This is a genomic window from Maricaulis sp. D1M11 (assembly GCF_047308265.1).
In the GTDB taxonomy this organism is placed as follows: domain Bacteria; phylum Pseudomonadota; class Alphaproteobacteria; order Caulobacterales; family Maricaulaceae; genus Maricaulis.
On sequence record NZ_JBKQWY010000001.1, the window covers coordinates 818,607 to 832,580 of the forward strand.

12 protein-coding genes are annotated in these 13,974 nt (G+C 60.0%); 9 read left to right on the forward strand and 3 right to left on the reverse strand.

All coding sequences use genetic code 11. The annotated features are described in order from the left end of the window. Positions 1-27: 27 nt before the first annotated feature. From thrS to RMQ97_RS03920, 3 genes are read left to right on the forward strand one after another with little or no spacing between them, the layout of a single operon-like run. Positions 28-1,962, forward strand: coding sequence for a threonine--tRNA ligase (gene thrS / locus RMQ97_RS03910; protein ID WP_413659579.1), 1,935 nt, complete (start codon positions 28-30; stop codon positions 1,960-1,962). 34 nt (positions 1,963-1,996) lie between these two features. Continuing rightward, positions 1,997-3,208 carry an O-antigen ligase family protein gene (locus tag RMQ97_RS03915; protein ID WP_413659525.1) on the forward strand — a complete coding sequence of 404 codons (1,212 nt, stop codon included), beginning with the start codon at positions 1,997-1,999 and terminating at the stop codon, positions 3,206-3,208. Further along, entirely contained in the window at positions 3,205-4,143 is a 939-nt protein-coding gene (locus RMQ97_RS03920) for a glycosyltransferase family 2 protein (protein WP_413659526.1), read from the forward strand. Before RMQ97_RS03915 ends, RMQ97_RS03920 begins: the two co-directional genes overlap by 4 nt. On the opposite strand, the gene RMQ97_RS03925 is transcribed toward RMQ97_RS03920, so the two are convergent. Continuing rightward, complete coding sequence (locus tag RMQ97_RS03925) at positions 4,140-5,051, reverse strand: hydroxymethylglutaryl-CoA lyase (protein WP_413659527.1); 912 nt, start codon at positions 5,049-5,051, stop codon at positions 4,140-4,142. The genes RMQ97_RS03920 and RMQ97_RS03925 overlap by 4 nt on opposite strands. Then, positions 5,048-6,967: an ArnT family glycosyltransferase gene (locus tag RMQ97_RS03930; protein ID WP_413659528.1), complete on the reverse strand. Its 1,920-nt coding sequence runs from the start codon at positions 6,965-6,967 to the stop codon at positions 5,048-5,050. The genes RMQ97_RS03925 and RMQ97_RS03930 overlap by 4 nt, the downstream gene beginning before the upstream one ends. A gap of 102 nt (positions 6,968-7,069) precedes the next feature. Here RMQ97_RS03930 and RMQ97_RS03935 point away from each other — a divergent pair, with 102 nt between their 5' ends. The 4 genes from RMQ97_RS03935 to grrM all read left to right on the forward strand — a co-directional run bounded on the left by RMQ97_RS03935 (position 7,070) and on the right by grrM (position 10,022). After that, entirely contained in the window at positions 7,070-7,804 is a 735-nt protein-coding gene (locus tag RMQ97_RS03935) for a glycosyltransferase family 2 protein (RefSeq protein WP_413659529.1), read from the forward strand. A 112-nt stretch (positions 7,805-7,916) separates the two neighbouring features. Then, the gene (locus RMQ97_RS03940; protein ID WP_413659530.1) at positions 7,917-8,375 is read left to right on the forward strand and encodes a hypothetical protein; all 459 of its coding nucleotides are present in this window, start codon (positions 7,917-7,919) and stop codon (positions 8,373-8,375) included. 190 nt (positions 8,376-8,565) lie between these two features. Next, positions 8,566-8,841: a hypothetical protein gene (locus RMQ97_RS03945; protein ID WP_413659531.1), complete on the forward strand. Its 276-nt coding sequence runs from the start codon at positions 8,566-8,568 to the stop codon at positions 8,839-8,841. Continuing rightward, the gene (grrM, locus tag RMQ97_RS03950) at positions 8,841-10,022 is read left to right on the forward strand and encodes a cyclophane-forming radical SAM/SPASM peptide maturase GrrM/OscB (protein ID WP_413659532.1); all 1,182 of its coding nucleotides are present in this window, start codon (positions 8,841-8,843) and stop codon (positions 10,020-10,022) included. Before RMQ97_RS03945 ends, grrM begins: the two co-directional genes overlap by 1 nt. On the opposite strand, the gene RMQ97_RS03955 is transcribed toward grrM, so the two are convergent. Then, on the reverse strand, positions 9,974-10,567 hold the full coding sequence (locus RMQ97_RS03955; protein ID WP_413659533.1) for an arylesterase: 594 nt from the start codon (positions 10,565-10,567) through the stop codon (positions 9,974-9,976). The genes grrM and RMQ97_RS03955 overlap by 49 nt on opposite strands. Positions 10,568-10,764: 197 nt before the next feature. On the opposite strand from RMQ97_RS03955, the gene RMQ97_RS03960 reads away from it, so the two are divergent. Further along, positions 10,765-11,433, forward strand: a complete 669-nt coding sequence (locus RMQ97_RS03960) for an ABC transporter ATP-binding protein (RefSeq protein ID WP_413659534.1) — start codon at positions 10,765-10,767, stop codon at positions 11,431-11,433. Then, positions 11,430-13,961: an ABC transporter permease gene (locus RMQ97_RS03965; protein ID WP_413659535.1), complete on the forward strand. Its 2,532-nt coding sequence runs from the start codon at positions 11,430-11,432 to the stop codon at positions 13,959-13,961. The genes RMQ97_RS03960 and RMQ97_RS03965 overlap by 4 nt, the downstream gene beginning before the upstream one ends. Positions 13,962-13,974: the final 13 nt, after the last annotated feature.

Consider the following 13,974-nt stretch of genomic DNA (forward strand, 5'->3'; position numbering starts at 1 on the left):
CGCACCGACGACAAGGACATGACTGCGATGATCAATATCACGCTGCCGGACGGCTCTAAACGCGAATTGCCTGAGGGATCCAGCCCGCTGGACCTGGCACTCGATATCTCAAAATCTCTCGCCAAGGCGGCCATGATCGCCCGGGTGAACGGGGAAGAGTGGGACCTTAAACGCCCCTTCGATGGTGACAGCGAGGTCGCCATCATCACGCGCAAGGATGAAGAGGCGCTTGAGGTCATTCGCCACGATACGGCGCACATCCTCGCCCAGGCGGTCCAGGAGCTTTTCCCGGGCACACAGGTGACGATCGGTCCGGCGATCGAGGACGGTTTTTATTACGACTTTGCGCGTGAAGAGCCGTTTTCTCCGGAAGACTTCGAGGCGATTGAAAAGCGCATGGCGCAGATCGTGGATGCGGATCTGCCCTTCGAACGTGAGGTCTGGGACCGCAATGAGGCGATCGCCAAGTTCGAGGATCTGGGAGAACGCTACAAGGCTGAACTGATCCGGGATCTGCCGGAAGACGAAGTGGTAACCCTGTATCGTCAAGGCGAGTGGTTTGATCTGTGTCGTGGACCGCACCTGCCGTCCACGGGCAAGATCGGCAAGGCGTTCAAGCTCATGAAAGTCGCCGGGGCGTATTGGCGTGGCGATCATCGCAATGCCATGTTGCAACGGATCTACGGCACGGCCTGGCGCGATGACAAGGAGCTGAAAGCTCACCTGCATCGTCTTGAAGAGGCGGAAAAGCGTGATCACCGCCGTCTGGGCAAGCAGATGGAGCTATTCCACTTCCAGGAAGAGGCTCAGGGACAGGTCTTCTGGCACCCCAATGGTTGGACTCTGTATCGTACAGTCGAGGACTATATGCGCCGTCGTTTGCAAGCTGACGGCTACGTGGAAATCAAGACGCCTCAGTTGATGGACCGCAAATTCTGGGAAGCGTCAGGACACTGGGACAAGTATCGCGAAAACATGTTCATCTCTTCAATCGACCAGGAAGAAAAAGTCCTGGCGGTCAAGCCGATGAATTGCCCGTGCCATGTCCAGGTCTTCAACCAGGGTCAGAAATCCTATCGGGACCTGCCCTTGCGCATGGCGGAGTTTGGGTCCTGCCACCGTTATGAGCCATCAGGTTCACTGCATGGTCTCATGCGGGTGCGTGGATTTGTTCAGGACGATGCTCACATCTTCTGCACGGTGGAACAGATCACAGACGAAGTGAAACGCTTCTGTGAACTCCTCAAATCTGTCTACAAGGACTTTGGTTTCGAGGATATCCGGATCAAGTTCTCGGATCGCCCGGATATGCGGGTGGGATCGGACGAGGTTTGGGACAAGGCCGAAGCGGCCCTGCGAGAAGCGGCGGAGGCATCGGGCCTCGATTATGAACACAATCCGGGTGATGGCGCCTTCTATGGTCCCAAGCTGGACTTCGTGCTCAAGGATGCCATCGGCCGGGAATGGCAGACGGGAACGATCCAGTGTGACTTCAACCTGCCTGAGCGTCTGGATGCCAGCTTTGTGGGCGAAGATAGCGATAAGCACCGCCCCGTCATGTTGCACCGCGCGGTCCTGGGGTCTCTAGAACGTTTCCTGGGTGTTTTGATCGAGAGCTATGCGGGTAAGCTGCCTATGTGGTTGGCGCCGCGTCAGGTCGTCGTCGCGACCATTACTTCCGATGCCGATGATTATGCCCTCGACGTCTGCGAAAAAATGAAAGCGGCGGGTCTGCGCGTGGAAACGGATCTGCGTAATGAGAAGATCAACTACAAGGTTCGTGAGCACTCGGTCGGCAAGGTGCCGGTGATCGCGGTTGTGGGTCGCAAAGAGGCAGAGGACGGCACATTGGCCCTGCGTTTCCTGGGTGAGCAGGGGCGTAACCAGGAGATGATGTCGCTGGACGAAGCCATCGTCAAACTGCAGGATGCTGCGACGGCACCAGACCTGAAACGCGTTTAATCCCTGACGTTTCGGAGAACAAGGAGAGGCAGGCATGGCCGTATCCGGCATGCGGACCGGCATCTGTGCGATCGTGTTGCTGGCGACCAGCGCGATCGCGGCCGCCATGGGCGGGTTGTTGCTGTCCACCCTCGCAGCGCTGTTCGGCCTGCTTGTCTTTCCCTTCAATCCAAGCGAGTGGCGGGCCTGGTCATCGCGATGGCTGGCTCTGCCGGTTGTGCTCTTTCTGGCCTGGGTGGCGATCAGCTTTCTCTGGTCCCCGCATGACAAGCCGGACCAGGTCTGGAAAACCGGTCTGGGCATTCCCCTCTATACTGTTCTGGTGTTGCGGGTCGGGCATCTGTCCGGAATCTGGCGGATCAGGGCGGAAGCGGCCTATCTGGCGGCGGCTGCCGCTGTGGGCTTGTTTTTCGTTCTCGAAGTGGCGACCGGTTTCATGGTCACCCAGTCTTACAAGCTCTCGGTTGAAGGCGCCGTTGAGGTGTCAGACCGTTTCCTGCGCGATGCCGTCACACGCAGCCTGGGGCATGGCGCGGCGTTCCTGATCATGATCTCCGCGCCCGCGGCGCTCCTGGCCTGGCGCTCAGGCGGTCTTGTGATCGGGGTCCTGATCATGGCCATGGCCGGGTTGGCGGCGGTGAGTTTTTCCACCGAGGTGAATATCGTGGCCATTGCGGCGGCAAGCGTTGCCGCAGGGCTCGCCTTCTGGAAGCCGCGCAGTATGGTCGCGTTGAGTTTCGGCGTTTTTGCGGGGTCATTCCTGATCATTCCCATGGTTCTGCCGACGGTTGTCGCATTGCTCCCGACGGAGATGACAAGCGGACTTCCCTGGTCCTGGCAGGAACGGCTCGGCATCTGGATGTATGCAGGCGAGCTGATTCAGGACAAACCCTGGTTCGGGCATGGTCTCGACGCCTCTCGTCCACTGTCAGGTGTGTTGGAGCTGAACACCTGGACACGCGAAGCTCTACCCTTGCATCCCCATAACGCGCCCCTTCACGTCTGGCTGGAAACGGGTCTGGTCGGAGCGACCCTTCTGGCAATCAGCCTGATTGCGATTGGAGGGCGGATCTCCTCGGCACCGCGTTTGTCCCGGCCTCAGGCTGTCGCTGCGGTTTGGGTTCTCGTTAGCTATGCTTCCCTCTTGTATTTTGGGTACGGCGTCTGGCAGGAATGGCACCAGGGGGCTGTCGCGATTGCCGCCACCGGCGTGTTTTTCCTGGGAGCGCAGAAGCCAGCCGCATGACTGACCCGATCCTCAGCGTTGTGATTGTCTCGTGGATGACCGGACCACGGCTGCTGGATTGTTTGCATGCTGTGCTGACGGCTGACCAGGTGGACGAGCTGGTTCTCGTCAGTCATGAGAACCCCCCGGAGATCCTCCATAGGCTCCGAGATCTGGACGCGGCTCATTCGAAGATGGTTCTGATCGAAACCGGTCAGAATCTCGGTTTTGGCGTGGGGTGTAATATCGGCGCTCAGGCCGCACGCGGCGATACTTTGCTTTTCCTCAATCCCGATACGGTTTTGCTGGCCTCCGTCGCCAAGCGCTTGAAGCAGAATGTCTCCCGCATGGATGAGACACGCCCCTGGATTATCGGTTCACGTCTATTGAACGAGGATGGGAGTGAACAGCGTGGCGGGCGTCGTGGCGAGCTGACGCCGTCGACCGCCTTTGTTTCGTTTCTGGGCTTGAACCGTTTTCTCAAAGGCATGCGCAGCCTTCACCAGGAACAGGACCCGCTCCCTGACGATCTGGTCGAAGTCGATACGGTTTCCGGAGCCGCACTGATGATCCGGGCACAGCATTTTCACGATATTGGCGGGTTCGACCCGCGTTACTTCCTCCATGTGGAAGATATCGATATCTGTCGAACAGCGCGGGAGGCCGGCGGCACGGTCTGGTTCGATCCCAATGCCTCGATCCTGCATGTGGGGGGCACCAGTCAGTCCAGCCCCTTGAAAGTCGAGAACCACAAAGCTTGGGGCTTTATCTCCTATTTCTGGAAATTCTATCCGGGGCCGGTCAGCAAGGTTTTGACGAGCCTGATGATCCCGGCGATTTTTCTCGCCATTTGGACACGGCTTTTCCTGAGCCATGTAAAGGCAAAATTCCGACGCGTTGATACCAAGGACGATCAGTCGCTGGCGGACGCTCCGGCCAATCCGCGCTCGGACTAGCGCGTCTGAGGCATCGGGAAGACACCCGCTCGCGCCAGCGCACTGTCGACGGGGTGCCCCAAACCCTCGGTTTCCAGCCATTTGGCCGTGTCGATCAGCAGGTCCAGATCCAGACCCGTCTCGAAACCCGCGCGGTGCAGCATGTAAACGACGTCTTCTGTCGCGACATTCCCCGTCGCCGCCGGAGCAAACGGACAGCCGCCGATACCGCCACACGAGGCATCAATCACGTCCACTCCGGCCTCGACGGCCGCGAAAATGTTCGCCATCGCCGTGTTTCGTGTGTTGTGAAAATGCATGCGCAGGCGCATCGACCCGGCGGCGTCCTTCAGGCTTTCGACCACACGGCGGACGGTCCATGGATCCGCCACGCCGATTGTGTCGCCGAGGGCAAATTCCCGTGCGCCGGCGGCAGAAGCCCGTCGCGCGAGTTCGGGCAGAATGCTTTCGTCGACCTCGCCATCAAACGGATCTCCGAACGCTACAGAAACAGTGACCGACACCGGCACACCGTCATCATGGGCGAGCACGGCGATCTGGTCGAATATGTCGGCGGTTTGTTCCGGGGTCGCATTCTGGTTTTTCAGGCCAAAGCCCGGCGACGCGACCATCACATAGTTGACCTCATCACAGCCGGCATCGAGTGCCCGGCGCATGCCCTTTTCGTTCAGGGCGAGGCCGATATATTGTACGCCATCGGTTCGGGGCACGCGCGACATGACTTCGGCGCTGTCCGCCATGGCCGGAACGAGTTTGGGGTGAACAAAACTGGCCGCTTCCATACGTGTTACACCGGCCTTAATCAGCCGCGAGACAAATTCGATCTTGGTGTCTGTTGGCATCAGAACCGGATCGTTTTGCAATCCGTCACGTGGTCCTACTTCGACGACTTCGATCGCGCGGCTCATTCTTCGGTCTCCATTGGGACAGCGTTTTCTGAGCCCGGCATGGCAAAGACCGGCGGTTCAAAAAGGCCTTCTCCGGGCCGGGCGCACCGTGTGAACAAGATCGCCAGCACCGTTTCGTCGCCGCGTGAATAATTGAAACCCGGAGCGAGCGTGCGATGACAGATTTCTAGCCCGTACAACAAGGCGCGCAGTTCGAGGTCAGCCTGTGTCGCGTCGGCCCTGTCTGTGGACGAGACGGGGTTCGCCGCCGAGCCTTCCAGCAGCACGCGGCGCATGTCGGCATCGCGCGACAGATCGAGAACGACCAGGGTCGGTTCTGTTCGCTGTGCAGCAAACTCCAGCGGACCGGCCTCATCCGCCAGGTGAGTGTCAGATCCCATCAAAAACACCAGGCTGGGTTCGGTGAACGATGACGCTGTGACAATATCGGTGGGGTCCAGACCCGTAATCGGCTGCGAATAGGCACGGGCATTGTCGACCTGCCGGGCCAGTTGCAGGGCATGTGTATTACCCACAACAACACCGCGCCCGGCTCCCTGCCAGGCCAGGCCAGCCAGGATGGTGAGAACAAGCGCGGGTACGAGTGACGCCCCGGCTGTTCGTACAAACCGCTCGGATATCATCGCTCCTGCCGCAAGCCCCGCCAGAAGTGTCGTGCCCAGGAAAACGCCTGCGGCAGCGGCCGGATCCAGGCCCAGCTGGAAGCCATTGCTGAAACCGGCCTCGACCAGTTGAACGGCGTCCCAGCTGGCACCGGATCCGTACATCACGAACAGGACGGGCAAAGCGACGGCAAACACCAGCGCGGCAAAGGCGTAGAGGCCCAGGCTGGTCCAGCGTTGCCAGGGAGCTAGACGGTAAAGCTCGACCAAGCCCCACCCCGCTGCCAAAGCCAGCGCTGGGTAAGCGGGCAGGACATAATGAGGCAGTTTGGTCGGCAGTAATTCGAACACGACCCATGTGGGGACCGCCCAGCAGATCAGGAAGCGGGCCGCATCGGCCTCAACCAGGCGCTCTCCCGGTTTCAGGGCCTTGGCCAGACGCCCCACGCCCGGGACAAGAAACAGGGTTGCCGGAAAGAAAAGCAGCGGCAACAGCAGGAGGTGATACCCGGGCAGCCCGCCATGGCGTTCATGGCCTGAGACAACTTTGGGGCCCAGATCATCTCCCAGGGCCTCACGCAGGAAATTGCCATCGGTGGCGATCTGGATAGAGACCAGCCAGGGCAGGACCAGAAGAATGGCCAGGATGGGTCCGGGCCAGAACAGAAGCGGCTTCATCCAGCGTGCGCGTCTTTCCCAGGAGAACAGCGCGATCAAGGTCAGGCCGGCGACCATGGGGGTGACGGGGCCCTTGAGCAGGGCGCCCAAACCGATCGCAAACCAGAAGACCAGGCTGACCTGCCAGTCTTTCAGCCTCCCCTTGGCGACACCGGCCCGAAGCTGCATCAGTGCGGCCATGGCGAGGGTCGTCGCGCCGGCCAACATGGCATCGGTCTTGGCGATCCCGGCCTCGATGCCCAGGAGGACGGTTGCGGCAAACAGGGCGGATCCGGCGAACGCCGCCTCCCGGCCCACCAGTCTCTGTCCGCCCCAGAAGGCCGCCAGCGCGGCGAGGATGGCGCCCAGTGTCGAGGGTATGCGATAAACCCAGATCTCGCGGGCCTCCGCACTTGATACCAGGGCGACCGTCGCGGCCTGCATCCAGTGGATGCCCACCGGCTTCTTGTTGCGTTCCTCCTCCAGGAAATTGATTCGTACAAAATCGCCTGTTTCCAGCATCTGTGCGGTCGCCTGGGCAAACCGGCTTTCATCGCGATCGAGCGGCGGCATGGTGAACCAGCCCGCCACGCCTGACAGGGCAGCGATCAACGCAATGATGATATAGGCTCTTACACCGGTAGCGAGGGCGTGCATGGCGATCCCTTTTTGGAGGAGGCTGAGAAAAGCCTCGCGATATCAGTCAAACCCGGTATGTAACGGGGCAGAGACCTGACGCAAGCGCAAGCCGACACTGACATGACCCAAAATCCTGAAATTTCCGTCGTTGTCCCCGCCTATAATGAGGCAGGCAATGTGGTTCCCCTGGCCCGAGAGATCGCGGCGGCGCTCGAGGGGCGCAATTATGAGATGGTCTTTGTCGATGATTGCTCGACGGATGAGACCCGTGCGGAACTGATCGCTGCCAAGGAAGAAATGCCGACTTTGCGTGTCGTGGCCCATCGTGACAATGCCGGGCAGTCGCGTTCCGTGCGTACGGGTGTCATGCATGCTCGCGGCAGCGTGGTGGCAACACTTGATGGTGATGGCCAGAACCCGCCGGAAAACCTTCCCATTGTGATTGATGCGCTGATGCGTGCGGATGCGCCGGAGGATCTCGCTCTGGTCGGCGGCGATCGCAGTGCCAATCGCCAGGACAGCGCCTGGAAGAAATTCGCCTCGCGGTTTGGCAATGGCATCCGCAAACGCATGCTGAACGATAACTGCAATGACACGGGATGTGGTCTCAAAGCCTTCAAACGAGACGTCTATCTGCAATTGCCGTTCTTCGATCACCAGCACCGTTTCCTGCCGGCGCTGATGAACCGTGAAGGTTATTTGTGCGAGTTTCGTCCGGTCACACACCGGCACCGGACCATTGGTGCGTCGAAATATACGAATTTTGGCCGTCTTTTCGCCTCTTTGACAGACATGATGGGCATGATGTGGTTAAATTCGCGCGCGCGTAATCCGCACGGCGCGGACGAGTATTGAAGCCAGCGAGGAGGCAAGCATGGCCGGTGGTGGGGATAACGGCGTATTGTTAGGCATGACGGCCGCACAACGGGCCCAAAGAGGGGGTCGCGGTTCGCAGGGGGTAGGTTCCATGTTCAATGTTTTTCCGAAAATGATCATTCCGGTGGTCATCTATGCCATTGTGGCGCTGATCTTCGGCGGCGGTGATGCTGCCAATTTCATCGGTGAAGTCTGCCGCCATGGTGGCGAGGCCTGCACCGTGGGTGAGCTGGGTGCCACCCTCTTTGTCGTCCCTATGGTCTCGGGCTTGTGGGGCCTGTCCGTGGGTGATGTCCTGGTTATTCTCGGCCTGATTTTCCTGTTCATCGAGCTGGTGAAGTCTGCCGGATCCGGTACGGCAACCATCATCAATCACGCCCTGTCCATGCTGGTCTTCGTGCTGGCTCTGGGTCTGTTCCTGCTGGTCGAGCTGTTCGCGACCTCGACCTTCTTCTTAATCATGATGATGACCCTGATGGATACGTTGGCCGGCTTTATCGTGACAATCGTCGCGGCTCGCCGCGACCTCGCCGTGGGTGGCGAAGGCTAATACCGACACCATAGTTCGTTTAAAACGCCGCTCCGGTCTGATCGGGGCGGCGTTTTTGCGTCTAGTTAGGCCCCAACGGTTGTCTGTTGAAAGTTAATGCGTCGTGGGATACAATCTGAGGTAACGCGAGTTGATGTGACACTGATAGGTCATGTTGGCTAGATGAAAACAGAACCCAAGGGAAGAGATTATGGCGAACCAGAAGAGCGACGCGGACGTTGAAAAGATCGAGGCCGAGATCACCAAGGCCACATTGATCCTGCAGGCCCGTCTAAAGGAAATTGACCCAAGCCTCATTACTCAGCTGAAAATTGGCCGCGCGAGCGAGATCTCGACCGGACATTTCTCTGACTGGCATGACAATTGGCGCGATGGTCCGCGCTGGTCGAAAACCTGGGGCAAGGCTGGCGGAAAGACTGAATTCGACTTCGAGCATTTTGATGCGAGTTTTCGTGGTCTGAAGTGATGCGCCTTATCGTGATGCAGCCGACCTCGGGCTGTAATCTCAATTGTCGGTATTGCTATGTACCGAACCGACAGGACTATTCGGTGATGACGGCCGAAGTCCTCGATGCCGCGCTGGACGGCGTGTTCGGATCGGACATCTTCATGCAATCACCAAAGGTGGAATTCCTCTGGCATTGTGGGGAGCCCTTGCTGGCGGGTGTGGATTTCTATCGTCGCGCCTTTGAGCGCGCGGCGGTTCTCAATCGCGACCGGGTTGAGATCCAGCACTCGATCCAGACCAATGGCACGCTCATCAATGCCGAATGGTGTGACCTCTTTCGCGAGTACAAGGTCAATATTGGCCTGAGCATTGATGGTCCTGAGGATCTGCATGATGCCGGACGCCCGAACTGGGCAGGACGGGGCAGTTTTGACAAGTCCATGGCCGGGTTTCATTGCCTGAAGGCGCATGGTGTTCACGCCGGAGCTCTGTGTGTCATCACGGACCGACATCTCGACCAAGCAGCCCGTCTGGTCGAGTTTTTTGTGGAGGCCGGCTTCCCGTCTGTCGGTTTCAATGTCGAGGAGATTGATAATGACAATACCCAGTCATCCTTGCTCGACGCGTCCAACACCATCAACCCGGTTACGCGTGACCGGTTTAGGCGTTTTCTAGAGGCGTTGTATGAGGCCTGGCTGCCGCATCGCGAGTATTTCGAGATCCGGGAGTTCAAGGACTTCATCATGGTCCTCGGCGAGAAACTGACGGATGCAGACTACGCGCGACGCCCGGACGAGGTCAGTGAGTTTGGCATCACCACCATCCACAAGAGCGGGGATGTCTCCGCCTATTCGCCTGAGTTTGCCGGGGCTAAGAGTGACGTCTATGGCGATTTTGTCATAGGAAATGTGGTCCGCGATAGTTTTGATTCGATGTATGAATCACAGGCCTTTTGCCGGATCCGGCAGGCGATCAACACGCACACGCTCAACTGTCAGAGGTCGTGTTATCTCTTTGATCTGTGCGGGGCGAGTTACGTCTCCAACGTCTATTTCGAGACCGGTGGATTTGACCAGCCTGAGTCCTCAGCCTGCCAGTTCCTGCGCCAAGATGTAGCCGACCTGATCCTGGAACGACTGGGCTCTCCCTCTCACTCCACCGCGCGGGGGCGGGGCAGGATGCTCAGCCCGACCATATAGTCAGACAGGCGGTTGGCGATGAGTGCGACCCCCTCCTGTGTCGGGTGAAGGCCATCGGGCAGAAGCAGCGCCGGATTATCCTTCACGCCCTCTAGCATGGCGGGAAAGAGGAAGAGGCCATAGGTCTCAGCCAGCTCCGGATAAATGGCGTCAAATGCAGCCTGACGCTCGCTTTGTACGCCATTCCAGCGCGGCTCCAGTCCGACCAGGATGAGGGTGAGCTCTTGTGCGCGGGCGCGCTGGATAATGGCGTCCAGATTGGCGCGGGCACTCTCGGCGGACAGACCGGACAGATAGTCATTGGCGCCTAGGGCAATTATGAGCATGTCCGGATCATTCCCGCTGACGCTCCAGTCATAGCGGGCCAATCCATTGGCCGTCGTATCGCCGGACACACCGGCATTGATGATGTCGATCGCATAGCCTTGCTGGGTCAAACGTGCTTCCAGCTGCGCCGGCAGGGCGGCGTCCGGGCCCAGACCAAAACCGGCTGTCAGGCTGTCTCCCAACATAACCACGCGAACCGGGGTTTGCGCTTGAGCCATTGGGGTTGCCAGACTTGCGAGCAGCGAGATCACAAAGGCTTGAAACATCCGGACCAATCTTAATCTCCCTCAGGATTTTGTATGGGATAGGATCAAACTAAGCCTTCTTTCCCGTCGTGCAACGCCCATATCGTCACCTGTTGAGCCCAATCGTCACCTGTTGAGACTGTGTCGATCCTGCCTGAAAGTGTTTCTTCGTGACCCCCACACTGTTTTTGGAATCCGTGCATCTGAGCCTGCCCTCTCGGTCCGGCCCGGTTGAAATCCTTCGGGGTGTTCATCTCTCCGTGGAAGAGGGAGAAGTGCTCGCGCTTGTCGGGCCGTCCGGTTCGGGCAAGTCGAGCCTGATTTCGGTCGCGGCGGGTCTCGAACCGCCCACGGCCGGGCGTGTCTGCCTGTTGGGTGAGGATTTGCGGCGGCGAAGCGAAGACGAGCTGGCGCGATTGCGCCGGGGTCGGGTCAGCCTCGTGTTCCAGTCCTTCCATCTCATCCCCACCATGACCGCACTCGATAATGTGCGTGTGCCGATGGAAGTCGCCGGTTTCAAGGATGCGGCCGCGCGGGCGCGGGCCGGTCTGGAAGAGGTCGGGCTGGGCCATCGTCTGCGCCATTATCCCGGTCAGCTGTCGGGCGGGGAACGTCAGCGGGTGGCCGTTGCACGGGCACTGGCACCGGATCCGCAGATCGTGTTTGCGGATGAACCGACCGGCAATCTGGACTCCCAGACAGGAGAGGGTGTGGCCGATCGTCTGATCGCGATTGCGCGCGAGAAGGGGGCGAGCCTTGTGCTTGTCACGCATGATCCGGTACTCGCCCGCCGGGGCGATCGTATCGTCCAGATGAAGGACGGGGTCGTGGTGTCATGAACCTCTCGCTGGCCCTTCGTTTTGCCCTGCGGGAGCTGACCGGCGAGATCCGGCATTTCGGCATTTATGTCCTGTCGATCTTTCTGGGGGTCGCGGCGATCGCTGCGGCGGGGTCATTGACCGAAGTTTTCTCCAACGGTCTGGACAACCAATCCCGCTATCTCCTGGGCGGGGATTTGCGGTTCACGGTCAGCCAGCGCCGACTGGATACACAGGAGCGCGCCTTTGCGGCCGGCTATGGTGATATCGCTGAAACGGCCGGGCTCAATGTCATGGGCCAGACTGCGGACGTGCGAAGCCAGGTCGATTTGGTGGGGGTCGATGCGGCCTATCCGCTGCTGGGTGACGTCGGTCTGGATGGCGGGGCGCAAAGCCTGAGCGAGGCCCTTCAGGTTCGAGAGGGACGCTGGGGTGTGGTCGTTTCGCAATCCTTCCTCGACACGTTTGACCTGGATGTCGGGGACAGTGTGCAACTGGCCGGCCTCAATGTGACGGTCACCGCAAGGATGGTGAGCCGGCCCGACATGGTTCAGGCGCCCGGCGGGTTTGGCCCGGAAGCGCTTATCGCTCTTGATGCCTTGCTGGAGGCCGGTCGCCTTCAACCCGGAGATATCTTCACGTCTCGCGTGCGGGTGCGCAGTCGGGAGCCTCTTGATGTGGAACCGGTTCAGCGCGCCTTTGACGCGTTGGGGGTGGATGAGGGCGTGGAGCTCGATGGTCGCGATGACGCGGTGGACGGGCTTCAGGGTTTGACCGAATTGCTCAATACCTTCCTGACGCTGATTGGTATTGCGGCCCTGATTGCAGGCGGAGTCGGTGCGGCGGAAGCGGCACGCAGTTTTCTACAATCGCGGACCGGAACGATCGCGGCACTCAAGGCCTTGGGCGCGGATGGCGGCCTGATCCGTCTGGTGTACGGGCTGCAACTCCTCCTGCTTGCGCTTTTGGGCGGAGGCGCCGGACTGGGACTGGGCGCGGGCATTCCCTTTCTTCTCGACGCCGTCATGGGAGAGGCTCTTCGATTACCGCAAGCCCTGGCGGTCTATCCGCGACCCTTGCTTGAAGCGCTGGCCTATGGCGTTCTCATTGCAGCAGCCTTTGCGTTACCGCCTTTGGGCGAAGCACGGGCGACACCGCCCGCCGCGCTGTTTCGCAGCCAGGTGGATCGATCGGGCCTCAAACGGGCCTGGGTCGAACGAGGCGCGGCGGTCCTTGCCCTGTTTGCGATTGTGGCCCTGGCGCTGGTCACCCGCGATGATCCCAGCCTGATCCTGATCCTGCTGGGTGCGACCGGTCTTGTCTTTGTGCTCTTTGTGGTCCTGGCCTTTGTGCTCAAGGCTTTGATCTCGGCTCTCACAGGTTTAGGGCGCGGGCTTGGACGTCTGGTTCTGGCCAATATGTCGGGGCCGGGCTCGCTCATCCCCACCATTCTGCCGGCGCTCGGTCTTGGGCTTGCCCTTCTGTCACTGGTGGTGACCGTGCAGAGCAATCTCCTGCGCCAGATCAGCGAGACGGCACCGTCTCAGGCTCCGGCCCTGATCTTCACCCAGATACCCGGATCGGGCGTTGAACAGTTTGATGGAATACTCTCGGAAGCGGGTGTCGAGATCGGCGATGAGGCGAGCTTCCGTCGCGGCGCGTTTCTGCTGGTCCGGCTGACCCGTCGCAATGGTGAGCCGATTGATATTGAGACCGTGGCCGAGGCGGAACGCTGGGTCGTGCGCAATGAGGTCAATTCCACCATTATGGCGGCGGCTCAGTCCGATATTCAGCTCAGCGCCGGTGAGTGGTGGCCGGCCGATTATCGTGGCCCCCTTCAGGTTTCGGTTGAAGCGGAAGCGGCCGCGGGTCTAGGCGTTGGCGTAGGGGATCATTTGGGGTTCCAGGTCTTTGGGCGACAAGTTGAGGCCGAGATCGCCAGCTTGCGGTCGGTGGAGTGGGGCCAGTTTGGTTTGGCGTCCAACACCGCCTTTGTATTTTCACCTGGCATGCTGGAGGCCGCCAACCCCGCACATGTGGCGTTGGCTCAGGCGGGCGCGGAAAGCGAGGCCGCGATAATACAGGCCGTCGGCGACGCCTTTCCTGATGTGATCGTGTTTCAGACCCGCCCAGCCTTGGAAGCGGCCGCGAAAATCATTGGGGACCTCTCTTTGGCGGTCAATGCGGCTGCAGGGTTGGTCATGATTGCCGGATTGCTGGTTTTGTTCAGCCTGTTTGCGTCCATGGCTCGTCGCCGGGCGGTCGAAGCGGCGCTCATGAAAACCTTTGGAGCCGAGCGGGGCATGGTGCTGCGTGTGTATGCGCTCGAATTCATGGCGGCGGCTGTTATCGCAGCCGCGGTAGGGCTTGGTCTGGGGGTCAGCGGCGCCTGGTGGATCGTCATCCATGTGTTCGAGGCACAATGGGCGGTTCCGGTGATGCCTCTTGCTCTGATTGCGGGCGCCACCTTGCTGGTGTCCGGCCTTGGTGGATTTTGGGTGGGGCAGCGTACCTTGTCGCGCCCGGCCTGGCGGGTGCTTCAGGGTTAGTCAGAACAGGACG

Excerpts from the sequence above, each read along its gene's own strand:
- thrS (WP_413659579.1), top strand. The coding sequence starts at position 28 with ATGATCAATATCACGCTGCCGGACGGCTCTAAACGCGAATTGCCTGAG.
- RMQ97_RS03915 (WP_413659525.1), top strand. The coding sequence starts at position 1,997 with ATGGCCGTATCCGGCATGCGGACCGGCATCTGTGCGATCGTGTTGCTG.
- RMQ97_RS03920 (WP_413659526.1), top strand. The coding sequence starts at position 3,205 with ATGACTGACCCGATCCTCAGCGTTGTGATTGTCTCGTGGATGACCGGA.
- RMQ97_RS03925 (WP_413659527.1), bottom strand. The coding sequence starts at position 5,051 with ATGAGCCGCGCGATCGAAGTCGTCGAAGTAGGACCACGTGACGGATTG.
- RMQ97_RS03930 (WP_413659528.1), bottom strand. The coding sequence starts at position 6,967 with ATGCACGCCCTCGCTACCGGTGTAAGAGCCTATATCATCATTGCGTTG.
- RMQ97_RS03935 (WP_413659529.1), top strand. The coding sequence starts at position 7,070 with ATGACCCAAAATCCTGAAATTTCCGTCGTTGTCCCCGCCTATAATGAG.
- RMQ97_RS03940 (WP_413659530.1), top strand. The coding sequence starts at position 7,917 with ATGTTCAATGTTTTTCCGAAAATGATCATTCCGGTGGTCATCTATGCC.
- RMQ97_RS03945 (WP_413659531.1), top strand. The coding sequence starts at position 8,566 with ATGGCGAACCAGAAGAGCGACGCGGACGTTGAAAAGATCGAGGCCGAG.
- grrM (WP_413659532.1), top strand. The coding sequence starts at position 8,841 with ATGCGCCTTATCGTGATGCAGCCGACCTCGGGCTGTAATCTCAATTGT.
- RMQ97_RS03955 (WP_413659533.1), bottom strand. The coding sequence starts at position 10,567 with ATGGCTCAAGCGCAAACCCCGGTTCGCGTGGTTATGTTGGGAGACAGC.
- RMQ97_RS03965 (WP_413659535.1), top strand. The coding sequence starts at position 11,430 with ATGAACCTCTCGCTGGCCCTTCGTTTTGCCCTGCGGGAGCTGACCGGC.